This window comes from Actinocorallia aurea (assembly GCF_054783995.1).
The window spans coordinates 81837-105777 of the sequence record NZ_BAAGPQ010000006.1 but is presented as its reverse complement, the minus strand read 5'-3'; the positions used below and the strand labels follow the sequence as shown (position 1 = coordinate 105777).

The window sequence follows — 23941 nt, the reverse complement described above, 5'->3', positions numbered from 1 at the left end:
AATACAGCCCGGTTCCGGTCGGGTGATCTCCTTCTAGTCATTTGGAGCCGTATCCGGGGGTCGGCGCACAGGCCTCCGGGGACTTTCGCCATGATCGGGGAAAGGGCGGTTCTCTCCTCGGGGGGCGGTAGATGTTGGCGGTGACGCGCTATTCACGCACGAAGAACCGGTTGGCCGACGCGGCACGGGATTACGCGCGGCGGGGCTGGGACGTGGTGGCCGGCGCTTCGGCCGGCGCCGACCGGGCCTGTTCGTGCGACCGGATCGGCTGTCCGGACCCCGGGGCCCATCCGGTGTCGGCGGCCTGGGGCCTCCAGGCCACGACCGATCCGGAGATCCTGAACCGCTGGTGGTCGCGGGAGCCCGGGGCGAACCTGATCCTGCCGACCGGCCGCGTCTTCGACGTGTTCGACGTCCCCGCCGAGCCGGGTCGCGCCGCCATCGAGGCGATGGTCGCCGCCGGGGTGCCGACCGGCCCGGTGGCCGGGGTCGGCGAGGAGCGGCTGCTGTTCTTCGTCGCGACCCGCGGCAATCCCGAGGACGAGGCCGAGTGGTGGTCCTGCCATCTCGACTCGACCCCCGAGACCATCGTCGACAACCCCGGCATGCGCTGGCACTGCCGCGACAGCTACGTGGTCGCGCCCCCGTCGGTGCTCCCTTCGGGCCGCGAGGTCTTCTGGGTCCGTCCCCCCGACGGCGCGCCCCTGCCCGACCCGCTGCGCATCCTGGAGTTCCTGGCCGACTAGCGGGGGTCGGGAGCCGTCCAAGGGCTCTGGAAGGCTCTGAGACGACGAAGGGCGCGGCCGGAAGGCCGCGCCCTTGTCCTATGTCCGCTTACTTCTTCGGGGCCTTGATCGAGACCTTGCCGCCCCACTTGCCGTAGGCCACGACCACGGTGATCTTGGGCTTGCCCTCGGCGGTGATGGTGGCCTTGAGCTGGCGGGGCAGCCAGCTGGTGCCGACGGTGAGGTCGTAGGCGACCTTCGCCCTCTTGTAGCCCGGCGCGATGTCCTCAAGGCCCGAGGCGTCGTGGATGGTGCCGAGCCAGTGGGTGCCGCCCTTGCGGCTGAGGTCCTCGGTGGCGTCCAGGAGGTCGGTCAGGCTCGCCACGGAGCCGCCCCAGCGGGCCTGCGCGGCGAGCACGCCGTAGGTCTTGGCCTTGCCGAGCGCGAACTTCTGCCAGGCCGTGCCGTTCTGCACGTAGGCGCTGCCGTCGATGACGATCGCCGAGCGCTTGGTGAACGGCTTCTGCCCGGTGAGGCTGACCTTGAGCGCGCCGTCCTTGGCCCAGCCCGTCGCCCTGGTCGTCTCCTTGCCCGCGACGCGCTGGAAGCCGAGGGCGAAGCTGTCCTTGCCGTCGACCGCGTTGGTGATCTTGCCGGCCAGGCCGGGGCCGTCGATGGCCTGCTCGGGCGGGGCGGGCAGCGGGGTCTCGGTCGCCAGCGGGGTGGTGGCCGCCGGGACCGAAGGCTGGACGGTGACTTCGGGGTCGTCCCCGCCGCTGCTCGCCGCGTAGGCGACGCCGCCCAGGATGAGAACGGCCGCCACGCCGCCGCACGCCAGGATCAGCGGGCCCTTGCGGCCGCCGCCCTGGGGGAGGCCGTTGGCGTCCTTCTTGGGGGCGAGGAACGAGCGCTGCTGGGGGGGAGGGGGCGGCGCGTCGGCCGCGCGCTTGGCCAGCTCCCGGACCCGGGCCCTGCCGCGCTTCTCCCAGTCGGCGCCGAAGACGGGGCTGACGGCGTCGTCGAGCTCGGCGAGGAAGTCGGCGGCGGAGCCGGGACGGTCGTCGGGCGACTTGGCGAGGCCGTGCAGGACCAGCGGGCGCAGCGGGCCGGGCACGTCGGTGACCGGGACCGCCATGTTGTTGTGCGCCTTGCCGAGGCCGCTCGTGGACGTCGCGGGGAACAGCCGCCGGCCGGTGAGGCACTCCACGAACACCGCGGTGGCCGCGTAGATGTCGGCCCGCTCGCTCTGCGGCGAGCCGTGCCAGCGCTCGGGGGCCTGGTAGGCGGGGTTGCCCGCGGGCGCGCCCCGGCCCTGCACGACCGCGATCCCGAGGTCGCTCAGCTTCGCGCGGCCGTCGGGCGCGATGAGGATCCGGTCGGGCGTGACGTCGCCGTGGTGGACGCCCTTGGCGTGCGCGGCGGCGAGGCCGAGGAGGACGTCGCTGAGGACGACCACCGCGGACTCGGGGTCGAGCGGGTCGGTGAGCATGCGGCGCAGCGTCACCCCGTCGAAGAACTCCGAGACGACCGCGGCCTCGTCGCCTCCGGTGACCAGCTGGTACACCTGGACGAGGTTGTCGTCCTCCAGCTGAGACAGGATCTCCATCCGGTGCGCGAAGGCCTCGTCCCGAGGCAGCGCCGGAGGCAGGTAGCGGATGGCGACCTGGGTCCCTGTCAGCTCGTCGGTGGCGAGCACCTGCCGCCCGGACGCGTCGGCTCCCAGCTCGCGGACGAGAGAGAACCCCGGTACCGCCCAGCCGTCAGTCACTTCAGTCCAGCCCCTTAACGCACGTGCATTTCCGATGCCCTCATGGGTGGATACCGGCAGTTGCGGTGGGTGGTCAAGCGAGTTACCGGATTGTGTCGAGGTCGGCGCATATGTGCGGCCGAAAGGCCACGGCGTGCCCACCCTGCGGTGACCTTCCGTGATCTTCGATCCGGCCCGGCGGCGGGCTCCCCGGCGCAGCCGGTCCCCCCGAGAAGCCCCCCGAGAAGCCTCCCGGGAGCCCGCCGCCGGGCCATGCGCACGGACCCGGGACCGGCCACCCGGAGGGTGCTGGCAGACTGAGTCCGTGACTTCCACCGACCGTTCCCAAGCCCTGTTCGACCGGGCCCAGACCGTCGTGCCGGGTGGCGTGAACTCCCCGGTCCGGGCGTTTCGGGCCGTCGGCGGCACACCCCGATTCATGGCCTCGGCCAAGGGCGCCTATCTGACCGACGCCGACGGCAACACCTACGTCGACATGATCTGCTCGTGGGGACCGATGATCCTCGGCCACGCCCACCCGGCGGTCGTCGAGGCGGTCACGGCCGCGGCCGCGGGCGGGACGTCCTACGGCGCGCCGACGCAGGGCGAGGTCGACCTCGCCGAGGAGATCGTCGCGCGCACCGCGGTGGAGAAGGTCAGGCTGGTCAACTCCGGCACCGAGGCGACGATGTCGGCGATCCGGCTCGCGCGGGGCTTCACCGAGCGGTCCAAGGTGATCAAGTTCGCCGGGTGCTACCACGGCCACGTAGACGCCCTGCTGGCCTCGGCGGGCTCCGGCCTGGTCACCCTCGGCCTGCCCGACACCCCGGGCGTCACGGGCGCCTCCACCGCCGACACGATCGTGCTGCCGTACAACGACGCGCTGGCCGTCGAGAAGGCCTTCGCCGACTCCGGCCACGAGATCGCCTGCGTGATCACCGAGGCGTGCCCGTCGAACATGGGCGTCGTGCCCCCGATCGACGGCTTCAACGAGCTGCTGCGCCGCCTGTGCGCCAAGCACGGCGCCCTCCTGATCCTCGACGAGGTGCTCACCGGCTTCCGCGTCACCAGGTCCGGCTGGTACGGGCGCGAGGGCGTCAAGGCCGACCTGTTCACCTTCGGCAAGGTCATGGGCGGCGGCCTGCCCGCCGCGGCGTTCGGCGGCCGCGCCGACGTCATGGACCACCTGGCGCCCGCCGGGCCGGTCTACCAGGCCGGCACCCTGTCGGGGAACCCGCTGGCGACCGCCGCGGGCCTGGCGACGCTGCGCAACGCCACCGACGAGGTCTACGCCAAGGTCGACCGGGCCGCCGCGCTCGTCGGCGAGTGGGCGTCCGACGCGCTCAGCCGCGAGGGCGTCCCGCACCGGCTGCAGACCGCGGGCAACCTCTTCTCGGTCTTCTTCACCGACGAGCGCGTCCTGGACTTCGAGGCCGCCCGCAAGCAGAACTCCGCGGCCTACGCGGCGTTCTTCCACGAGGCGCTGAACCGCGGCGTCTACCTGCCCCCGTCGTCCTACGAGGCGTGGTTCCTGAGCGCCGCGCACGACGACGCGGCCCTCGACCGGATCGCCGAGGCGCTGCCGCACGCGGCCCGTGCCGCGGCACAGGCCGGCTGACCCTTTCCCGCGAGTACCCTGGGGCCGCCATGACTGAGACCACGATCGTCCATCTGCTGCGCCACGGTGAGGTGTACAACCCTCACAAGGTGCTCTACGGCCGGCTGCCCGACTTCCACCTCAGTGAAGACGGGCACCTCATGGCCAAGGCCGCGGCGGCTCACCTGAGCCGGCGCGACATCGTCGCCCTCTTCACCTCCCCCCTTGAGCGGGCCCAGGAGACGGTCGCCCCGCTGGCGGCGGCCACCGGGCTCACCCCCACGATCGACGAGCGGCTGATCGAGGCCGAGAACGTCTTCGAAGGCCAGGTCTTCACGATGGGGCGACTCGTCGACCCCCGGGTGTGGCCGCACTTCCGCAACCCCTTCAGCCCTTCGTGGGGCGAGTCGTTCGAGACCGTGGCGCGGCGCATGACCGCGTTCACCGAGGACGTCCGGCGCCACGTCCGCGGCCGGGAAGCCGTCTGCGTGAGCCACCAGTTGCCCATCTACACCGCGCGCCGCCGGGCCGAAGGCCTGCGGCTGTGGCACGATCCGCGCCGCCGCGAGTGCGGCCTGGCCAGTGTCACCAGCCTCGTCTTCGAAGGCGACACGCTCGCCCGGGTCGAGTACTTCGAGCCCGCCGCCCATCTGATCAAGGGCCCCACCGTTCCGGGCGCCTGAGGCGCCGGTACAGTCGGGTACTACAGTCCGTAGTACTTCAGGAGTGAGCATGATCCCCCGTGCCGCCGCCGCCACAGGTGCCGCCGTCGCGCTGCTGTTCGCCGCGGCCTGCGGGTCCGGCGGCGCGGGGGCCGGACCGGGCGAGCCCCTGCCCGTCGGTGAGCGCAAGGCGCCGTCGGCGGTGGCGGGCGAGGACCTCGACGGCAAGGCGCTCGACCTGGCCGCCTACAAGGGCAAGGTCACCGTCGTGAACTTCTGGGCGTCGTGGTGCGGCCCCTGCCGGGGCGAGGCCGAGACGCTGGAGTACGTCTACCAGGAGAACAAGGACGACGGCGTCGAGTTCGTCGGCGTGGACATCGAGGACACCCGGGACGGCGCCAAGGCGTTCACCCGGACGTTCAAGACGACCTACCCGAGCTTCTTCGACCCCGAGGGCAAGATCACCCAGGCCTTCTCCACGGTCAACCCGAGCGCGCTGCCGACCACCCTGATCCTGGACCGCGAGGGCCGCGTCGCCGTGCAGTTCCCCGGGCTGGTGACGACCACCAAGCTGGAACCGGCGCTCGCGAAGATCGTCGCCGAGCAGTGATCGCCGCAGCGGGCATCGAGCAGACCATCACCAGCGGGACGCTGGTGCTGGCGCTGCCGCTCGCCGCGCTCGCCGGGATGGTGTCCTTCCTCAGCCCGTGCGTGCTCCCGCTCGTCCCCGGCTACCTGTCGTACGTGACGGGCCTGACCGGCGAGGACCTCGCCGAGCAGCGCAAGGGACGGCTGGTGGCCGGCGTCGGCCTGTTCGTCCTCGGCTTCACCTTCGTGTTCATGGCCTACGGCTTCATCTTCGGCGGCCTCGGCCGCTGGCTGAACGCCTACGAGGACACGATCACCCGGCTCCTCGGCCTCGCCACGATCTTCATGGGCCTGCTGTTCATGGGCCTGTTCACGAACCTCCAGCGCACCGTGAAGTCCACCCGGCTGCCGAGCGCGGGCATCGCGGGAGCGCCGCTGCTGGGCGCGCTGTTCGGCCTCGGCTGGACCCCCTGCATCGGCCCGACGCTCGGTGCGATCCAGGCACTGGCGGTCACCGAGGCCACCCCGGTCCGCGGCGGCGTCCTGTCGTTCTTCTACTGCGTCGGCCTCGGCCTGCCCTTCCTGGTGACGGCGCTGGCCTACCGCCGCGCGCTGGGCGTCTTCGGATGGGTGAAGCGGCACTACCTCCTGGTGATGCGGCTCGGCGGCGGGATGCTGGTGTTGATCGGCGTGCTGCTGCTGACGGGGCTGTGGACGGAACTCAACAATGAGCTGCGGGTCTGGATCGGCGGCTTCGGGACGGTGATCTAGATGGGTGTCTTGGGCTGGCTGCGCTGGGGCTGGCGCCAGTTGACGTCGATGCGGACGGCGCTGGTGCTGCTGTTCCTCGTGGCGCTGGCGTCCGTGCCCGGGTCGGTGTTCCCGCAGCGCGGCATGTCGCCGGAGAAGGTGCAGCAGTACTTCACCGACCATCCGGACCTCGCCGCGTGGCTCGACCGCCTCTCGCTGTTCGACGTGTTCGCCGCGCCGTGGTTCGCCGCGATCTACCTGCTGCTGTTCACCTCGCTCGCGGGCTGCGTGGTGCCGCGCACCTGGCAGCTCTTCCAGCATGTGCGCGCCCGGCCCCCGAAGGCCCCCAAGCGCTTCGGGAAGCTTCCGCAGCACGCGGAGTTCACCTCCGACGCCTCGCCCGAGGAGGTCGTCGAGGCGGCCCGCGCGGCTCTGCGCGGGCGGCGCTTCCGGACCGAGACCGACGGCCTGTCCGTCGCGTCGGAGAAGGGGTACCTGGGCGAGGCGGGGAACCTGCTGTTCCACCTGTCGATGCTCGCCCTGCTGCTCGCGGTCGGCCTCGGCGCCCTGTTCGGCTACCGGGGGAACCTGCTGCTCACCGAAGGCAAGGGCTTCAGCAACTCCGTCGCCTTCTACGACGAGTACAAGCCCGGCCATCTCGTGGACCCCGAGGACCTCGCGCCCTTCCAGCTCACGATGGACGACTTCGAGGCGACCTTCATCGACTCGGGCCCGCAGACGGGCCAGCCGAGCGGCTTCCACGCGAGTGTGACGTACCGGGACGAGCCCGGCGCGGAGCAGCAGAAGTACGACATCCGGGTGAACCACCCCCTGGAGGTCGACGGAGCCAAGGTCTACCTCCTCGGCCACGGCTACGCTCCGACTTTCAAGATCACCGACTCCGAGGGGAACGTCGCGTTCAACGACGCGGCCCAGTTCCTGCCGCGTGAGACCGGCAACCTCACCTCCGAGGGCGTCGTGAAGACCCCCGACGCGAAGCCGCAGCTCGCGTTCCAGCTGATGTTCTGGCCGACCGCGGGGGCGTCCTCGGACGGCTCGTCGATCGTGTCGACCTTCCCCGGGCCGCTCAACCCGACCGTCGCGATCAAGGCGGCCTTCAAGGGCGACCTGAACATGGACGGCGGCGAGCCCCAGTCCGTCTACGAGATCGACTCCAGCAAACTGGAGATGATCAAGCTGCCCGAGGACGCGAAGGTCCTCAAGGTGGGCGACAAGCTCGACCTGCCCGATGGAGCGGGAACCCTGGAGTTCACCGGGTTCAAGGAGTACGGAGCCATCACGGTCACCTATGACCCGGGCCGCGTGCCCGCACTGTTCGCCGGGGCGCTGGCCGTCCTCGGCCTGATCGGCTCGTTCATGATCCGCCGCCGCAGGGTGTGGGTCCGTGCGAGCGCCGGAGAGAACGGGCGTACCTTGGTCGAGGTCGGCGGCCTCACCCTGGGCGCGGCCACGGCGGAGTTCGACGAGATCGTGCGCGGACTGCGGCCGGATGACGGCGAGCGCGACGCGCGCTCGGATGACAGCGAGCCGGTCGTGACCGGCCCGATCAAGGAGTGACACGGTGGTCGACGCCGATCTGGCCGGCCTGAGCAACAACCTCGTGCTCGGCGCGGTGCTCTTGTACATCGTCGCGATGCTCGGCTACGCGGCCGACCTCATCTCGTCGCCGACCCGGGCCGAGCGCCGCGCGCTGGTGGGCGCCGGGGCACCGGCAGTGGAAGAGCCCGAGAAGCCCGAGGAGAGCGAGGGCAGGAGGAAGGCCGACTGGGGCCGGTTCGCCGTCCTCATCACCTGCTTCGGGTGGCTGCTGCACGCGGGCGCGATGCTGACCCGCGGCATCGCGGTGGAGCGCTGGCCGTGGGCGAACATGTACGAGTTCGTCGTCGCGATCTGCCTCGCCGCGGTCACCGCCTACCTGGTGCTGCTGTACAAGACCAAGGCGCGGTTCCTCGGCGCGTTCGTCATGGTGGCGGTCGTGCTGGGGCTCGGCGCGGCGACGATCTGGCTGTACCAGGAGGCCGGCGCGGTCGTCCCGGCGCTGGAGTCGTACTGGATCGCCATCCACGTCACCGCGGCCATCATCGCCTCGGGCGGCTTCACCGTCGGCTTCGTCGCGACGCTGCTCTACCTCTTCGCGGCGCGCCACGAGGTGCGCAAGGCCGGGGAGAAGGCGGACGCGGTCAAGCCGAGCCTGCTCGACCGCCTGCCCGGCGCCGACGTCCTCGACGGCCTCGCCTACAAGTCGATCATGTTCGTGTTCCCGGTCTGGACGTTCGCCATCATCGCGGGCGCGATCTGGGCGGACTCGGCGTGGGGCCGCTACTGGGGCTGGGACCCCAAGGAGACGTGGTCCTTCATCGTCTTCGCGATCTACGCCGGCTACCTGCACGCGCGGGCGACCGCGGGCTGGAAGGGCAGCAAGGCCGCCGTCGTGTCCGTGATCGGCTACGCGGCGCTGCTGTTCAACCTGGTCGGCGTGAACGTCTTCATGAGCGGACTGCACTCGTACTCCGGCATGTGATGTGATCATGAGCGCTTCCGCGCTTGAATGGTCGGCGTTGTCCGGCTACGCGGGAGTTTGCCCATGCGGTGGGGAAGACATCGGAGGACCGCTGAGGCGATCCCCGCGGCCCCGGCCCGTCCCGACGCGGTGCGCGCCCGTGAGGTGCAGCCGAGGGACGGCCGGGGCCGTTTCCGTCGGGCGGGCCGCGACGACGCCTCGGTGGGTCTGAGGGACGCCGCGGCCTACGAGCTGTACGACGCGTCCGACGCCATCGTCGCGGTCCCGCCGCATCCGCCGGACCACCGCTGGGGCGGCGACGGACGGATCCACTGCGGCCCGCTGGAGCAGATCCTGGTCCGGCAGTGGGACGCCGCCGCGGGCCCGCCCCCGGACGCGATCGTGCGCGCGGTGGAGAGCCTCGCGGGGCTGCCCCCGGCGCTGAAGGAGAAGCTCGCCAGGGGCCTCGACGCCATCTACGTGGGCCCCGGCGGGGTGCCCGACCTCGACCACATGGGGGAGCTCAAAGGCCGGGCACTGCCATCGGGCGCCGCCACCTGGGACATCTGCGCGGGCGCCTACGGCAACCGCAAGATCGTCGTGGGCGACCGTCCGTCGCCCACCCCCGACGTGATGATGCACGAGGTCGGCCACGCCCTCGACGACGTGGACGACCCCGGTGCCGGCTGGGCGTCGGACTCCCCCGAGTTCCAGACGCTCTTTCGTGCCTGCTCGCCCTTCCTGCGCAGCGGGTTCCACCGCCAGGAGGGTGTGCTGGGGCGCCGGGAGTTCTTCGCCGACGCGTTCGCGGCGATCGCCTCGCACCAGCGTCCCGCCCTCGTCGACATGCTCGGCGGAAACATCCGCCTGGCGCTCGACGTGATGCTGTTCTTCAACCGCCGGTATGGAATCTGAGGAGTACGAGGATGTACGTGATCAGACTCGCCAATGGGAGATTGCGGGTGCCGTACAGCGAACTCACCGAGAACGAGGAGATCGTTCAGGCCTATCGTGAAATAGGCCCCGAAGACGAGGAATACTCATCACTGATGGCCGAAGCGGTCAGCGAAGAGGAACTCGTCCGGATCAAAGATCGCTGGCGCAGGGACGATGCCGCACTGCGGGCGAGCTTCGAGGCCTGGAAGGCTTCATCCGAGGAGGATTGAGCCCGTCCGCTCTAGCGGACTTCGGCGAGCGGCTCTTCGCCGCGCAGGAGCGCGTGCACCTCGGACTCGCGGAACCGGCGGTGGCCGCCCGGCGTGCGGATGCTGCTGATGCGTCCTGCGGCGGCCCAGCGGGTGACCGTCTTCGGGTCGACCCGGAACAGTGCGGCGACCTCACCAGGTGTCAACAGACGCTCACTAGTGCTTTCCACGGATTCTCTCCCCTTTTGTCCCGCTCTGGTGACGGGTGGTTGGATTCCAAGTCTGACGGGTCAAGACCGATTCATGCCTTGTTTTCGGAAAAGATGACTTTCTGTGACGCCCTGACCAGGGACTATGTCGGAAAGTAACCGATGCATGTCTCACAGCAGCAACGGAGGTGTCACTGACATCGCCCTTGACCCGCACAGACCCCATCAGATGAGGGTTTCGGGTGGTTGGTTCGCGGCTCCTCAGGGGTGCTCGGCTAGGGTTCCGCTCATGTCGGATCTGGTCACTTTGTCGGAAATCGAAGCTGCTGCCCGGCGGCTCCACGGGGTCGCCGTCCGCACCCCTCTGGTCCGCCTCCCCGGGACCGAATTGTCGATCAAGCCGGAATCCCTGCAACCTGTCGGCTCCTTCAAAATCCGCGGCGCATATGCCGCGATGACCGCCGGTGCGGTCCCCTCGGGCGTGGTCGCCCATTCCAGCGGGAATCACGCGCAGGCCGTCGCCTACGCGGCCCGGGAACTGGGCATTCCGGCAGTTCTCGTCATTCCGCATACCGCGCCCGAGGTGAAAGTGCAGGCATGCCTTGAGCTCGGCGCGGAAGTCGTCCTTGTGGAACCGAATCTCGAGGCCCGCGCCGGAACGGCCGAAAGGCTCGCGGAAGCGCACGGCTACGACCTCATTCCCCCGTTCGAGGACCTCCGGGTGATCGCGGGCCAGGCGACCATCGGCCTCGAACTGCTCGCCGACGACCCGCACCTCGACGTCGTCCTCGTCCCGGTCGGCGGGGGCGGACTGGTCGCGGGCGTCGCCGCCGCGGTCAAGCTGGCCGGTCGGCGCACCAAGGTCATCGGCGTCGAGCCGTCGCTGGCCGCCGACGCCCGCGACTCGCTGCGCGGCGGCACCCCGGTCTCCTGGGACCCCGCCAAGACCGCCCGCACCATGGCCGACGCCCTGCGCGCCGAACGCGTCGGCGACATCCCGTTCCGCCACATCATGAAGTACGTGGACGACATCATCACCGTCACCGAGCAGGAGATCTTCGAGGCGGTCCGACGCCTCGCCGCAGGCGCCCACCTGATCGCCGAACCCGCCGGCGCCGTCGCCGCGGCCGGCTACCTCGCCCACCGCGGGGCCCTGCCCGACGGCACCCGCTACGCCGCGGTCCTCTCCGGCGGCAACGTCGACCCGGCCCTGCTCTTCGGCTGACGGGAGGGGCCCGCGCGGGCGGGTCGGCGTTAGGGGTGGGGCGGGGGAGAGGTTCGCTGAGCAGGGGATACCCTCGGAGGCACCATGCGCCACGTCATCGCTTACACCGCGTCCAGGGTGCTGCTGTTCGCCGCGACGGCAGCGATCCTTCTGCTCATCGGGGTCAACGGGCTCCTGAACCTCGCGCTCGCCGTGCTGATCTCCGGCATCGTCAGTTATGTGGTGCTGTCCAAGCAGCGCGACGCCGTCTCCACCGTCATGGTCGAGCGGACGCAGCGGCAGGGCCGCGAGGACGGCCAGGGTGACGAGGGCGCCGCGGCCTCCGCGGAATAGGCTGCACCCATGACCCGTGCCGATCTGGACAAGAAGCCCTCGGACGTCGCCGCGATGTTCGACGACACCGCCGAGCGGTACGACCTGCTCAACACCCTGATGACGGGCGGGCAGGACCGAGCCTGGCGCAAGGCGGTCGCCCGCGCGGTCGACGCGACCCGGGGCCAGCAGGTCCTCGACCTAGCGGCGGGCACCGGCACCTCCTCGGCGGTCCTCGCCGCCGACGGCGCCGAAGTCGTCGCCTGCGACTTCTCCCTCGGCATGCTCCAGGTCGGCACCCGCCGGCAGGCCGAGACGGCGGGGCTGACCTTCGTCGCCGGGGACGCCCTGCGCCTCCCGTTCGCCGACGGCTCCTTCGACACGGTGACGATCTCCTTCGGCCTGCGCAACGTCGCGGACGTGGACGCCGCCCTCAAGGAGCTCCTGCGGGTTACCAAGCCGGGCGGGAAGCTGGTCATCTGCGAGGTGAGCCACCCGCGCAACCCGCTGCTGCGCACCGGGCACCGCCTGCATCTGAAGGTGGGCCTGCCGTTCCTCGCCCGCTTCAGCTCGAACGCCGACTCCTACCACTACCTGGCGGAGTCCACGCTCAAGTGGCCCGACCAGCGCGGTCTCGCCGCCGTGCTGCGCGACGCCGGCTGGGACCGCGTCCAGTGGCGCGACCTCACCTTCGGCGTCGCCGCGATCCATCGGGCCTGGAAGCCGGAGATCATTACCGAAGCCGAGTAACCTCCTCTGCCGCTCGCGAGCACGTCGGGTGTAGCGTGAGCATCAAGAGAGTTTGTGAAGTTGTTCACAAACGCACTTGAGCGGAGCGAAGAAGGTCGGCAGTTGAGCGAGCACTCCCCCGAAGCCGCGGACGTCATCGTCGTGGGGGCCGGTCCCGCCGGCTCCACCACGGCGTACTACCTCGCGCAGACGGGTCTGAAGGTCCTCCTGCTGGAGAAGGCGACCTTCCCAAGGGACAAGATCTGCGGCGACGGGCTCACCCCGCGCGCGGTCCGGCAGCTGATCGCGATGGGCGTCGACATCAACGCCCCGGGCTGGATCCGCAACAAGGGCCTGCGCATCTACGGCGGTGGTGTCAAGATCGAGCTGCCCTGGCCCGAGTTGGCGACCTTCCCCGACTTCGGCCTGGTGCGCCCCCGCATGGACCTCGACATGCTGCTCGCCGAGCACGCGGCCAAGGCGGGCGCCACCCTGATGCAGGGCACGACGGTCACCGAGCCGATCATCGACGAGCGCAGCGACCGCGTCACAGGCGTGCGCACCAAGGACGGGCGCGAGTTCCGCGCCCGCATGGTCGTGGCCGCGGACGGCAACTCCGCCCGGATGGCCCTCGCCATCGGCATCCGCAAGCGCGAGGACCGGCCCATGGGCGTGGCCGTCCGGCGCTACTACGAGACGCCCCGCCACGACGACGACTACATGGAGTCGTGGCTTGAGCTGTGGGACGGCGAGAAGCTGCTCCCCGGGTACGGATGGGTCTTCGGGTGCGGCAACGGCACCTCGAACGTCGGACTCGGCCTGCTCAACACCTCCAAGTCGTTCCAGAACACCGACTACCGCGAGATGCTCCGCCGCTGGACCGCCGGAATGCCCGAAGAGTGGCAGTTCGACGAGGCCCACGCGACGGGTCCGGTCCGCGGCGCGGCGCTGCCGATGGGATTCAACCGGCAGCCGCACTACTCCCGGGGCCTGCTCCTGGTGGGCGACGCCGGAGGCATGATCAACCCGTTCAACGGCGAGGGCATCGACTACGCGATGGAGTCCGGCCGCCTGGCCGCCGACATCATCGTGCAGGCGCTGGCCAGACCGACCGCCGCACAGCGGGAACGGGCGCTGTACGAGTACCCGCGCATCCTCAAGGAGGAGCACGGGGGGTACTTCACGATCGGGCGCGTGTTCGTGAATGCCATCGGCGACCCGCGGGTGATGAAGTTCGCCACCCGGCACGGGCTGCCCCACCCGACGCTGATGCGGTTCACGCTGAAGCTCCTGGCCAACCTCACCGACCCGCGCGGGGGAGACGCGATGGACCGGATCATCAACGCGATGACCCGGATCGCCCCGTCGGCCTGACCCCCCGCTCCGAACAACTGAAACCCCACTGGTACGGACCAATGCGCGTTCTCACTAGGATGATGCAGCTCACAACGGTGAGATGTGTCACGAACTCTCAAGAGGGGGGTGTGTGATCCCGTGGACCTCTACTTGCCCATCATCGTGCTCGGGGCGCTGGCGGCCGCCTTCGCCGTCGGCTCGGTGATCATGGCGGCTTTCACCGGCCCCAAGCGCTGGAACAGAGCCAAGCTCGAATCCTACGAATGCGGGATCGAGCCGACACCGCAGCCGGTCGGCGGCGGCCGGTTCCCCGTGAAGTACTACCTCACGGCGATGCTCTTCATCGTCTTCGACATTGAGATCATCTTCCTGTACCCCTGGGCGGCCTCGTTCGACCGCCTCGGGCTCTTCGGACTCGTCGAAATGGTGTTGTTCATCGTCACCGTCCTTGTCGCGTACGCCTATGTGTGGCGGCGCGGCGGCCTGGAGTGGGACTGATTCACCATGGGTCTTGAAGAGAAACTTCCAAGCGGATTCCTGCTCAGCACCGTGGAGCAGGTCGCGGGCTGGGCACGGCGCAGCTCCACCTGGCCGGCGACGTTCGGTCTCGCGTGCTGCGCCATCGAGTTGATGGCGACCGGCGACCCCCGGCATGACATGTCCCGCTGGGGCATGGAGCGCGCGGCGGCCACCCCGAGACAGGCCGACCTCATGATCGTCGCGGGCCGGGTGAGCCAGAAGATGGCTCCCGTCCTGCGGCAGGTCTACGACCAGATGACCGAACCCAAGTGGGTCATCGCCATGGGGGTCTGCGCCTCGTCCGGTGGCATGTTCAACAACTATGCGATCGTCCAGGGCGTCGATCACATCGTACCAGTGGACATCTACCTGCCCGGATGCCCCCCGCGTCCCGAGATGCTGCTCGATGCGATCTTGAAACTGCACGACAAGATGCAGAATACGAAACTCGGCGTGCAGCGCGAACGGCAGATCCAGGAACTGGAGAAGGCGAAGCTGCGGCAGCTGCCGCTGCTCGGGCAGTCCGGGGCGCGCTCATGAGCGAGAACAACGGCGCGCGCCAAGGCATGTTCGGCGCGAACACGACGGGCGACACCTCCGGCTACGGCCGCCTCGTCGTCAAGCGCCCCGCCGCGGCCTCCTCGCCGCGCCCCTACGGCGGGTACTTCGACGACGTCGCCGACCACCTGGAGCGGTCCGGCTTCGGCGACGCGGTCGAGCGGACCGTCGTCGACCGCGGCGAGCTGACCTTCTTCATCAAGCGCGAGCGGATCGCCGAGGTCGCCGCGGTGCTGCGCGACGACCCCGAGCTGCGGTTCGAGCTGCTCTCGGGCGTCTCGGGCACGCACTACCCCGCCGAGGAGGGGCGCGAGCTGCACGCGGTCTACCACCTGCTGTCGATGACCCACAACCGGCGCGTCCGGCTCGAGGTGGCGATCCCCGACGCCGACCCGCACGTCCCGTCGCTCGTCGGGGTCTACCCGACCGCCGACTGGCACGAGCGCGAGACGTGGGACTTCTTCGGCATCGTCTTCGACGGCCACCCGGCGCTCACCCGCATCGAGATGCCGGACGACTGGATCGGGCACCCGCAGCGCAAGGACTACCCCCTCGGCGGCATCCCCGTCGAGTACCGCGGCGCGGAGATCCCGCCGCCGGACGAGCGGAGGTCGTACTCATGACCACCACGTATGACGCCTACAAGGCGGGCGCGACGGACGACGGCGCCGAGGGCCGGATCTTCAACGTCGCCGGCGCCGACTGGGACGACGTCGTCGCCGGCGCCAAGGACGCCGCCGACGACGAGCGCCTCGTCATCAACATGGGGCCGCAGCACCCCTCGACGCACGGCGTGCTCCGGCTCATCCTCACCCTCGACGGCGAGTCCGTCGACGAGGTGCGGGTGGGCATCGGGTACCTGCACACCGGCATCGAGAAGAACATGGAGTTCCGCACCTGGACGCAGGGCACCACGTTCTGCACCCGGATGGACTACCTGGCGCCCATCTTCAACGAGACGGCGTACTGCCTCGCGGTGGAGAAGCTGCTCGGCGTCACCGACCGCATCCCCGAGCGGGCCAGCGTCATCCGCGTGATGATGATGGAGCTGAACCGGATCTCCTCGCACCTCGTCGCGATCGCCACCTTCGGGCTGGAGCTCGGCGCGACGACGGTGATGCTCAACGGCTTCGTCGAGCGCGAGTACACCCTCGACCTGTTCGAGGAGATCTGCGGTCTGCGCATGAACATGGCCTACGTCCGGCCGGGCGGCGTCGCCCAGGACGTCGGCCCCGCGGCGATCGGTAAGCTGCGCGCCTACCTGGAGCGCATGCCCGAGCGGTTCCGCACGATGCGCAAGCTGCTCGACGCCAACCCGGTCTACCTGGCCCGGACCAAGGACGTGGCCTACCTCGACCTGACGGGCTGCATGGCCCTCGGCGTCACCGGCCCGGTACTGCGCAGCGCAGGTCTTCCGTGGGACCTGCGCAAGACGCAGCCCTACTGCGGCTACGAGACGTACGACTTCCAGGTCCACACCCAGGACACCGCCGACGTGTACGGCCGCTATCTCGTCCGCATGGCCGAGATGGAGGAGTCGCTGAAGATCGTCGAGCAGTGCGTGGAGCGGCTCACCAAGGGCTCGGCCAAGGACGGCCCGGTGATGATCGAGGACAAGAAGATCGGCTGGCCCGCGCAGCTCGCGATCGGCGCCGACGGCATGGGCAACTCGCCCGCCCACATCGGGCACATCATGGGCGAGTCCATGGAGGCCCTGATCCACCACTTCAAGCTGGTGACCGAGGGCTTCCGGGTGCCCGCCGGGCAGGTCTACGCCGCGGTGGAGTCCCCGCGCGGCGAGCTCGGCGCGCACGTGGTGTCCGACGGGGGCACGCGCCCCTACCGGGTGCACTTCCGCGAACCGTCCTTCGTGAACCTTCAGTCGACCGCCGCGATGTGCGAGGGCGGCTACGTCGCCGACGTCATCGCCGCGGTCGCGTCCATCGACCCCGTGATGGGAGGTGTCGACCGATGACGACCTTCATCCCGCTCGGCTTCACGGGGCATTTCCCCGAAGGCTCCGCCTACGACGTGGAGACCAGGCAGCGCCTGGAGCAGGACGCCAAGGAGATCATCGCCAAGTACCCCAAGACGCGCAGCGCCCTGCTGCCGATGCTGCACCTCGTGCAGTCCGTCGACGGGTGCGTGACCCAGGCCGGCGTCGAGTTCTGCGCGCAGATGCTCGACATCAGCCCGGCCCAGGTGACCGGTGTGGCGACCTTCTACACCCAGTACAAGCGCCGCCCGATGGGCGACTACCACGTCGGCGTGTGCATCAACACGCTGTGCGCGGTGCTCGGCGGCGACGAGATCTGGGCGGCGCTGGAGGAGCACGTCGGCGTCGGGCACGACGAGGTGACCGAGGACGGCAAGGTGTCGCTGGAGCGGCTGGAGTGCAACGCCGCCTGCGACTTCGCGCCGGTCATGATGGTCAACTGGGAGTTCTACGACAACCAGACCCCCGAGTCGGCCAAGCAGCTCGTCGACGACCTGCGCGCGGGCCGCGAAGTGCCGCCGACCCGCGGCCCGAACGGCCTCTGCACGTTCAAGGAGGCCTCCCGGGTCCTCGCCGGCTTCAACGACGGACGCGCCGGCGAAGGCGTCCAGGCGGGCCCGGAATCCCTCGTCGGCCTCGAGCTGGCCAAGGAGAAGGGCTGGGAGGCGCCATGACGACGAGCACTCCGACGACGCTCACCCCCGTCCTCACCAAGCACTGGGACCAGGCCGACTCCTTCACCCGCGCGGGCTACGAGCGGGAAGGCGGATACTCCTCCCTGCGCACGGCCCTCGGCATGGAGCCGTCCGCGATCGTCCAGGCGGTCAAGGACTCCGGCCTGCGCGGCCGGGGCGGCGCCGGATTCCCCACCGGCATGAAGTGGGGATTCCTCGCGCAGGGCACCGGCAAACCCACCTACCTGGTGGTCAACGCCGACGAGTCCGAGCCCGGGACGTGCAAGGACATCCCGCTCATGCTCGCCAACCCGCACGTGCTCGTCGAGGGCGTGATCATCAGCTCGTTCGCGATCGGCGCGCACCAGGCGTTCATCTATGTGCGCGGTGAGGTCCTGCACGTCATCCGGCGGCTCCAGCAGGCCGTCGCCGAGGCGTACGAGGCCGGATACCTCGGCAAGGACATCCTGGGTTCGGGGTACGACCTCGAACTCGTCGTCCACGCCGGGGCGGGCGCGTACATCTGCGGCGAGGAGACCGCGCTGCTGGACTCGCTGGAGGGTTTCCGGGGCCAGCCCCGGCTCAAGCCCCCCTTCCCCGCGGTGGCGGGCCTCTACGGCGGACCCACCGTGGTGAACAACGTCGAGTCCATCGCGTCGGTTCCCTCGATCGTCGCCAACGGCGCCGACTGGTTCGGCTCGATGGGCACCGAGAAGTCGAAGGGCTTCGGCATCTTCTCCCTCTCGGGGCACGTCACCCGGCCCGGCCAGTACGAGGCGCCGCTCGGGATCACGCTGCGCGAGCTGCTGGAGATGGCGGGCGGCGTCCGCGAGGGCCACGAACTGAAGTTCTGGACCCCCGGCGGATCGTCCACGCCCATCTTCACCGCCGAGCACCTCGACGTGCCGCTGGACTTCGAGTCCGTCGGCGCGGCGGGGTCCATGCTCGGCACGCGCGCGCTGCAGATCTTCGACGAGACCACGTGCGTGGTGCGGGCGGTCTCGCGCTGGACCGACTTCTACGCGCACGAGTCCTGCGGCAAGTGCACGCCGTGCCGCGAGGGCACCTACTGGCTCAAGCAGATGCTCAAGCGGCTGGACGCCGGGCAGGGCACCGAAGAGGACCTCCAGACGATGAACGACATCGCCGACAACATCCTCGGAAGGTCCTTCTGCGCTCTCGGCGACGGTGCGACGAGCCCGATCCACTCCTCGATCAAGTACTTCCGCGAGGAGTACCTGGCGCACTTCTCCCACGGCGGGTGCCCGTTCGACCCCGCCAAGTCCACGAAGTGGGGCGCATAAATGACCGCGACATCCGAGACGGGCGTCGTTCCCCAGGAGGACCTCGTCTCCCTCACCATCGACGGCTTCGAGATCTCCGTCCCGAAGGGGACGCTGGTCATCCGGGCCGCCGAACTGCTCGGCATCCAGATCCCCCGGTTCTGCGACCACCCGCTGCTCGACCCGGTCGGCGCGTGCCGCCAGTGCCTGGTGGACATCCCCGACGCCGGCAACGGCAGGGGCTTCCCCAAGCCGCAGGCGTCCTGCACCATCCCGGTCGAGAACGGGATGGTCGTCAACACCCAGCTCACGTCCCCGGTCGCCGACAAGGCGCAGAAGGGCGTGATGGAGTTCCTGCTCATCAACCACCCGCTGGACTGCCCGGTCTGCGACAAGGGCGGCGAGTGCCCCCTGCAGAACCAGGCGATGTCCAACGGGCGGGGCGAGTCCCGGTTCACCGAGCGCAAGCGCACCTTCGCCAAGCCGCTGCCGCTGTCGTCGCAGGTGCTGCTCGACCGCGAACGCTGCATCCAGTGCGCGCGCTGCACCCGGTTCTCCGAGCAGATCGCCGGCGACCCGTTCATCGACCTGTTCGAGCGGGGCGCCAAGGAGCAGGTGGGCACGGCCGACGGTGAGCCGTTCTCGTCCTACTTCTCCGGCAACACCGTGCAGATCTGCCCGGTCGGCGCGCTCACCGGCGCGGCCTACCGGTTCCGGTCGCGGCCGTTCGACCTGGTGTCGACCCCGTCGGTGTGCGAGCACTGCTCGTCCGGCTGCGCGCTGCGCACCGACCACCGGCGCGGCAAGGTCACCCGGCGCCTGGCGGGCGACGACCCGCAGGTGAACGAGGAGTGGAACTGCGACAAGGGCCGGTGGGCGTTCACCTACGCCACCGAGCCCGACCGGCTGCGCTACCCGCTGGTCCGCAACGCCGACGGCGTCCTTGAGCCCGCGTCCTGGCCGGAGGCGCTGCGCGCCGCCGCCGAGGGGCTCGGCTGGAAGAGCGCCGCGGTCCTGACGGGCGGCCGGCTCACCCTTGAGGACTCCTACGCCTACGCCAAGTTCGCCCGCGTCGCGCTCGGCACGAACGACCTCGACTTCCGGGCTAGGGCGCACAGCTCCGAGGAGGCCGACTTCCTCGCCTGGGGCGTCGCCGGACACGGGATCGAGGTGTCCTTCACCGCGCTGGAGAAGGCGCCGGTCGTCCTGCTGGCCGGGCTGGAGCCCGAGGAGGAGGCCGCCGCGGTCTTCCTGCGGCTGCGCAAGGCGGTGCGCAAGCACGGCCAGCGCGTCCTGGCGATCGCGCCGTTCGCCACGAAGGGCCTCACCAAGCTGAGCGGACGGCTCCTGCAGGCGGGTCCGGGCGGTGAGCCCGAGGCGCTGAGCATCTCCGGCGAGGCCGCCGAGGCGCTCGCCGCCGAAGGGTCGGTCATCCTCGTCGGGGAGCGGCTGGCGGAGGTGCCGGGCGCGCTCAGCGCCGCCGTGCGGCTCGCCCAGTCGACCGGGGCGAAGCTCGCCTGGGTCCCGCGCCGGGCCGGTGAGCGCGGCGCCGTCGAGGCCGGCGTGCTGCCGGGGCTGCTGCCCATCGGACGGCCCGTCACCGACCCGCAGGCGCGCGCCGAGGTGGCCCGGGTGTGGGGCGTCAGCTCCGTGCCCGACGCGCCCGGCCGCGACACCGCGCACATCCTCGCCGCCGCCTACGCGGGCGAGATCGAGGCGCTGGTCATCGGCGGTGTCGACCCCTACGACCTGCCCGACCCGGCGTTCGCGCTCGCGGCGCTGGACAAGACGGGCTTCATCGTCAGCCTGGAGCAGCGCGCGAGCGCGGTCACCGACCGCGCGGACGTGGTGCTGCCGGTCGCGGCGGTCGCCGAGAAGTCCGGCACCTTCGTCAACTGGGAGGGCCGCGGCAGGTCCTTCGAGACTGCGCTGAAGGTGCCCGGCGTGCTCACCGACCTCGCCGTCCTCGGCGCCCTGGCCGACGAGCTGGACTTCCACCTCGGCCTGCCCGACACCGCGGCGGCCCGCCGCGAGCTGGCGGAGCTGGGCTCCTACCGCGGTGAGCGCTCCGGCGCGCCCGGCACCCTGACGGAGTTCACCTACACCCCCGGCGACGGCGAGGCCCTGCTGGCCACCTGGCGGCAGCTCCTCGACGACGGCCGCCTCCAGGACGGCGAACCGCACCTGAAGGGCACGGCCCGCCCGGCCGTCGCCCGGATGTCGGCCGCCACCGCCGAGGCGAACGGGCTCAAGGGCGTGGTGACGGTCTCCACCGACCGCGGCGCGATCACCGTGCCGCTGGTCATCGACGACCTCCCCGAAGGCGTCGTGTGGCTGCCGGGCAACAGCTCCGGGATCAACCTCGCACGCGACCTCGGCGCGACCTCCGGCAGCGTCGTGAAGATCGGAGGCGTCGGCTGATGGACAGCTACCCCTACCCGACCCTCGCCGACTTCGGCAAGGACCCCTGGTGGCTGATGGTCGGCAAGTGCGTCGCCATCTTCGTCTTCCTGGTCCTGACCGTCCTGATGTCGATGTGGGTCGAGCGCCGCATCATCGGCCGCATGCAGCTGCGCATCGGCCCCAACCGGTGCGGGCCGTTCGGTCTGCTTCAGGGCCTCGCCGACGGCATCAAGCTGGCGCTGAAGGAGGACATCGTCCCGTCCGGAGTCGACAAGATCGTCTTCTGGACGGCGCCGGTGATCTCCGCGATCCCCGCCTTCATCTCCTTCATCATCATCCCGTTCGGCCCGATGGTCTCGGTGTTCGGCCACAAGACGCCGCTGCAGGGCACCGACCTGCCCGTCGCGGTGCTGCTGGTGCTGGCGATGAGCTCCATCGGCGTCTACGGGATCGTGCTCGCGGGCTGGGCGTCGATGTCGCCCTACTCGCTGCTCGGCGGCCTGCGCTCCAGCGCCCAGGTCATCTCCTACGAGATCGCGATGGGCCTGTCCTTCGTCGCGGTGTTCCTGTTCGCCGGGACCCTCTCGACGTCGGGGATCGTGGCCGCCCAGCACGACCGGTGGTTCGCGGTGATGCTGCTGCCCTCGTTCGTGGTCTACGTGATCACGATGATGGGCGAGTCCAACCGCATCCCGTTCGACCTGCCCGAGGGCGAGGGCGAACTCGTCGGCGGCTTCCACACCGAGTACTCGTCGCTGAAGTTCGCGATGTTCTTCCTCGCCGAGTACATCAACCTGGCCACCCTCTCCGCCCTGGCCACCACGCTGTTCCTCGGCGGCTGGCGCGCCCCCGCCCCGATCTCGACGGTCTGGGCCGGCGCGAACGAGGGCTGGTGGCCGATCCTGTGGTTCCTGGTGAAGATGTGGATGTTCATCTTCTTCTTCATCTGGCTGCGCGCCGCCCTCCCGCGTGTCCGCTACGACCAGCTGATGAAGCTCGGCTGGAAGGTCCTCATGCCGTTCTCCCTCGGCTGGATCCTCCTGGTCGCCACCTTCCGCGCCCTGCGCAACGAGGGCTACAGCTCGACCGGCTTCGTCATCGGCGCGGCGGTCCTCGTGGCCATCGCGCTCGGTGTCTCGGTCGTGGTGGACGTCCTCAAGCGCGAGAAGCCCGGCGGGAAGGCTGAGCCCACCGAGCACGCCGACTCCGGCAAGCAGACCGCAGTGCGGCCCGACCCGTTCGCGGGCGGCTTCCCCGTCCCGCCGCTGGACGCGCCGCACTACCACGGTGTGATACCCCGCCCTGCCCAAGGGCGGACCACGACCGAATCCGCGACCGAGAAGAAGGAGGTCGAAAGTGGGATTCACTGACTTCCTGAACCCGGTCAAGGGGTTCGGAGTCGCCTTCCACCAGCTGTTCACCAAGGTGGAGACGGTCCAGTACCCCGAGGTGAAGGTCGCGACCGCGCCGCGGTTCCACGGCCGGCACCAGCTCAACCGGTGGCCCGACGGCCTGGAGAAGTGCATCGGGTGCGAACTGTGCGCCTGGGCCTGCCCGGCCGACGCGATCTACGTCGAGGCCGGCGACAACACCGAGGAGGAGCGCTTCTCCCCGGGTGAGCGGTTCGGCCGCGTCTACCAGATCAACTACCTGCGCTGCATCCTGTGCGGGCTGTGCATCGAGGCGTGCCCGACCCGGGCGCTCACGATGACCAACGAGTACGAACTGGCCGACGACAGCCGCGAGTCGCTCATCTACACCAAGGAGATGCTGCTCGCCCCGCTGCGCGAGGGCATGACGCAGCCTCCGCACGCGATGGAGCTCGGCGAGACCGAAGAGGACTACTACCGGCTCGGGCTCGGCGCCAAGGACGGTGACTTCTGATGGTCGCCTTCTGGATCCTCGCGGTCGTCTCCGTCGCCGCCGCGCTCGGCATGATCTTCCAGAAGAAGGCCGTGTACTCGGCCCTTCTCCTGGCGGTCGTCATGCTCAGCCTGGCCGTGCTCTACGCCGTCCAGGACGCGCCGTTCCTCGCCTTCGTGCAGGTGATCGTCTACACCGGCGCGGTGCTGATGCTCTTCCTGTTCGTGCTGATGCTCGTCGGCGTCGCCTCCACCGACTCGCTCGTGGAGACGATCTCCGGCCAGCGGATCTGGGCGGCCATCGCGGGCCTCGGCTTCGGCGGCCTGCTCGTCTTCGGCTTCGGCTCGGCGACCTTCTCCGACAACGTCGGCCTCGCCGCCGCCAACGGCGAAGGCAACGTCATCGGCCTCGCCCGGCTGATCTTCGGCAAGTACGTGTTCGCCTTCGAGGTGACCAGCGCCCTGCTGATCACCGCGGCGCTCGGCGCGATGGTGCTGGCGCACAAGGAGCGGCTCACGCCCAAGCCGACCCAGCGGGAGATGTCGGAGGAGCGGTTCAAGTCCGGGGCGCACCCGGGCAACCTGCCTCCGTCCGGCACCTACGCCCGCCACAACGCGGTCGACATGCCCGCGCTGCTGCCCGACGGCTCCATCTCGGAGTTGTCGCTCAACCCCGTCCTCACCGGCCGCGGCGAGGACGCCGCCGAACGGCACACCGACCTCGAAGGCGTCTCGGAGACCGAGGCAGTCGAAGAGGACGTCAAGGCCGTGCAGGAGGCCCAGCAGTGAGCCACTACCTGATCCTGTCCTCGCTCCTGTTCACCATCGGCGCGGTCGGCGTGCTCATCCGCCGCAACGCCATCGTGGTGTTCATGTGCGTCGAGCTGATGCTCAACGCCACCAACCTCGCGTTCGTCAGCTTCTCCAAGCTGCACGGCAACCTTGACGGCCAGGTCATCGCGTTCTTCGTGATGGTCGTGGCCGCGGCCGAGGTCGTGGTCGGACTGGCGATCATCATGACCATCTTCCGATCCCGCAGGTCCTCGTCGGTCGACGACGCGAACCTGCTGAAGTACTAGG

Annotated in this window: 26 protein-coding genes; 24 read left to right on the top strand and 2 right to left on the bottom strand. The window is 70.0% G+C overall.

All coding sequences use genetic code 11. The features are described from left to right. Positions 1 to 131: 131 nt before the first annotated feature. Positions 132 to 746, top strand: coding sequence for a bifunctional DNA primase/polymerase (locus ACYVOM_RS08705; RefSeq protein ID WP_460302735.1), 615 nt, complete (start codon positions 132 to 134; stop codon positions 744 to 746). Between the two features lie 88 nt (positions 747 to 834). Here the strand turns inward: ACYVOM_RS08705 and ACYVOM_RS08700 are convergent, their stop codons facing one another. After that, complete coding sequence (locus tag ACYVOM_RS08700) at positions 835 to 2493, bottom strand: serine/threonine-protein kinase (RefSeq protein ID WP_460302734.1); 1659 nt, start codon at positions 2491 to 2493, stop codon at positions 835 to 837. Positions 2494 to 2797: 304 nt separating this feature from the next. Between ACYVOM_RS08700 and hemL the strand changes: the two genes are divergently transcribed. The 8 genes from hemL to ACYVOM_RS08660 all read left to right on the top strand — a co-directional run bounded on the left by hemL (position 2798) and on the right by ACYVOM_RS08660 (position 9756). Beyond that, positions 2798 to 4090, top strand: coding sequence for a glutamate-1-semialdehyde 2,1-aminomutase (gene hemL / locus ACYVOM_RS08695; RefSeq protein WP_460302733.1), 1293 nt, complete (start codon positions 2798 to 2800; stop codon positions 4088 to 4090). 29 nt (positions 4091 to 4119) lie between these two features. Then, positions 4120 to 4752: a histidine phosphatase family protein gene (locus ACYVOM_RS08690; RefSeq protein ID WP_460302732.1), complete on the top strand. Its 633-nt coding sequence runs from the start codon at positions 4120 to 4122 to the stop codon at positions 4750 to 4752. 49 nt (positions 4753 to 4801) lie between these two features. Next, positions 4802 to 5341 (top strand): TlpA family protein disulfide reductase, encoded by a 540-nt coding sequence (locus ACYVOM_RS08685; protein ID WP_460302731.1) that lies wholly within the window; start codon positions 4802 to 4804, stop codon positions 5339 to 5341. Next, a complete protein-coding gene (locus tag ACYVOM_RS08680) occupies positions 5338 to 6090 on the top strand; it encodes a cytochrome c biogenesis CcdA family protein (RefSeq protein ID WP_460302730.1) in 753 nt (250 codons plus the stop codon). The genes ACYVOM_RS08685 and ACYVOM_RS08680 overlap by 4 nt, the downstream gene beginning before the upstream one ends. Next, the gene (gene resB / locus ACYVOM_RS08675; protein WP_460302729.1) at positions 6091 to 7647 is read left to right on the top strand and encodes a cytochrome c biogenesis protein ResB; all 1557 of its coding nucleotides are present in this window, start codon (positions 6091 to 6093) and stop codon (positions 7645 to 7647) included. A 4-nt stretch (positions 7648 to 7651) separates the two neighbouring features. Next, positions 7652 to 8611: a c-type cytochrome biogenesis protein CcsB gene (gene ccsB / locus ACYVOM_RS08670; RefSeq protein ID WP_460302728.1), complete on the top strand. Its 960-nt coding sequence runs from the start codon at positions 7652 to 7654 to the stop codon at positions 8609 to 8611. 201 nt (positions 8612 to 8812) lie between these two features. Then, entirely contained in the window at positions 8813 to 9505 is a 693-nt protein-coding gene (locus ACYVOM_RS08665; RefSeq protein ID WP_460302727.1) for a hypothetical protein, read from the top strand. An 11-nt stretch (positions 9506 to 9516) separates the two neighbouring features. After that, positions 9517 to 9756, top strand: a complete 240-nt coding sequence (locus tag ACYVOM_RS08660) for a hypothetical protein (protein WP_460302726.1) — start codon at positions 9517 to 9519, stop codon at positions 9754 to 9756. Between the two features lie 11 nt (positions 9757 to 9767). On the opposite strand, the gene ACYVOM_RS08655 is transcribed toward ACYVOM_RS08660, so the two are convergent. Beyond that, positions 9768 to 9965 carry a BldC family transcriptional regulator gene (locus tag ACYVOM_RS08655; RefSeq protein WP_319815418.1) on the bottom strand — a complete coding sequence of 66 codons (198 nt, stop codon included), beginning with the start codon at positions 9963 to 9965 and terminating at the stop codon, positions 9768 to 9770. Between the two features lie 268 nt (positions 9966 to 10233). Here ACYVOM_RS08655 and ACYVOM_RS08650 point away from each other — a divergent pair, with 268 nt between their 5' ends. From ACYVOM_RS08650 to nuoK, 15 genes are all read left to right on the top strand, one after another. After that, the gene (locus ACYVOM_RS08650) at positions 10234 to 11169 is read left to right on the top strand and encodes a threonine ammonia-lyase (RefSeq protein ID WP_460302725.1); all 936 of its coding nucleotides are present in this window, start codon (positions 10234 to 10236) and stop codon (positions 11167 to 11169) included. Between the two features lie 84 nt (positions 11170 to 11253). After that, a complete protein-coding gene (locus tag ACYVOM_RS08645) occupies positions 11254 to 11502 on the top strand; it encodes a DUF4229 domain-containing protein (RefSeq protein ID WP_460302724.1) in 249 nt (82 codons plus the stop codon). A gap of 9 nt (positions 11503 to 11511) precedes the next feature. Further along, entirely contained in the window at positions 11512 to 12231 is a 720-nt protein-coding gene (locus ACYVOM_RS08640; protein ID WP_460302723.1) for a demethylmenaquinone methyltransferase, read from the top strand. Between the two features lie 102 nt (positions 12232 to 12333). Next, positions 12334 to 13584 (top strand): geranylgeranyl reductase family protein, encoded by a 1251-nt coding sequence (locus ACYVOM_RS08635; protein ID WP_460302722.1) that lies wholly within the window; start codon positions 12334 to 12336, stop codon positions 13582 to 13584. A 120-nt stretch (positions 13585 to 13704) separates the two neighbouring features. Further along, complete coding sequence (locus ACYVOM_RS08630) at positions 13705 to 14064, top strand: NADH-quinone oxidoreductase subunit A (RefSeq protein ID WP_460302721.1); 360 nt, start codon at positions 13705 to 13707, stop codon at positions 14062 to 14064. A gap of 6 nt (positions 14065 to 14070) precedes the next feature. Further along, entirely contained in the window at positions 14071 to 14625 is a 555-nt protein-coding gene (locus ACYVOM_RS08625; protein ID WP_123669283.1) for a NuoB/complex I 20 kDa subunit family protein, read from the top strand. Further along, the gene (locus ACYVOM_RS08620; protein ID WP_460302720.1) at positions 14622 to 15266 is read left to right on the top strand and encodes an NADH-quinone oxidoreductase subunit C; all 645 of its coding nucleotides are present in this window, start codon (positions 14622 to 14624) and stop codon (positions 15264 to 15266) included. The genes ACYVOM_RS08625 and ACYVOM_RS08620 overlap by 4 nt, the downstream gene beginning before the upstream one ends. Beyond that, entirely contained in the window at positions 15263 to 16618 is a 1356-nt protein-coding gene (locus ACYVOM_RS08615) for an NADH-quinone oxidoreductase subunit D (RefSeq protein ID WP_460302719.1), read from the top strand. The genes ACYVOM_RS08620 and ACYVOM_RS08615 overlap by 4 nt, the downstream gene beginning before the upstream one ends. Further along, positions 16615 to 17313 carry an NADH-quinone oxidoreductase subunit NuoE gene (nuoE, locus tag ACYVOM_RS08610; RefSeq protein WP_460302718.1) on the top strand — a complete coding sequence of 233 codons (699 nt, stop codon included), beginning with the start codon at positions 16615 to 16617 and terminating at the stop codon, positions 17311 to 17313. The genes ACYVOM_RS08615 and nuoE overlap by 4 nt, the downstream gene beginning before the upstream one ends. Continuing rightward, positions 17310 to 18617: an NADH-quinone oxidoreductase subunit NuoF gene (gene nuoF / locus ACYVOM_RS08605; RefSeq protein ID WP_460302717.1), complete on the top strand. Its 1308-nt coding sequence runs from the start codon at positions 17310 to 17312 to the stop codon at positions 18615 to 18617. Before nuoE ends, nuoF begins: the two co-directional genes overlap by 4 nt. After that, positions 18618 to 21017 (top strand): NADH-quinone oxidoreductase subunit G, encoded by a 2400-nt coding sequence (locus tag ACYVOM_RS08600; RefSeq protein ID WP_460302716.1) that lies wholly within the window; start codon positions 18618 to 18620, stop codon positions 21015 to 21017. It begins immediately after the preceding gene. Continuing rightward, a complete protein-coding gene (nuoH, locus tag ACYVOM_RS08595) occupies positions 21017 to 22369 on the top strand; it encodes an NADH-quinone oxidoreductase subunit NuoH (protein WP_460302715.1) in 1353 nt (450 codons plus the stop codon). Before ACYVOM_RS08600 ends, nuoH begins: the two co-directional genes overlap by 1 nt. Further along, positions 22356 to 22883, top strand: coding sequence for an NADH-quinone oxidoreductase subunit NuoI (nuoI, locus tag ACYVOM_RS08590; protein WP_460302714.1), 528 nt, complete (start codon positions 22356 to 22358; stop codon positions 22881 to 22883). The genes nuoH and nuoI overlap by 14 nt, the downstream gene beginning before the upstream one ends. After that, the gene (locus ACYVOM_RS08585; RefSeq protein ID WP_460302713.1) at positions 22883 to 23650 is read left to right on the top strand and encodes an NADH-quinone oxidoreductase subunit J; all 768 of its coding nucleotides are present in this window, start codon (positions 22883 to 22885) and stop codon (positions 23648 to 23650) included. Before nuoI ends, ACYVOM_RS08585 begins: the two co-directional genes overlap by 1 nt. Next, positions 23647 to 23940, top strand: a complete 294-nt coding sequence (gene nuoK, locus ACYVOM_RS08580) for an NADH-quinone oxidoreductase subunit NuoK (protein WP_460302712.1) — start codon at positions 23647 to 23649, stop codon at positions 23938 to 23940. The genes ACYVOM_RS08585 and nuoK overlap by 4 nt, the downstream gene beginning before the upstream one ends. Position 23941 lies beyond the last annotated feature (1 nt).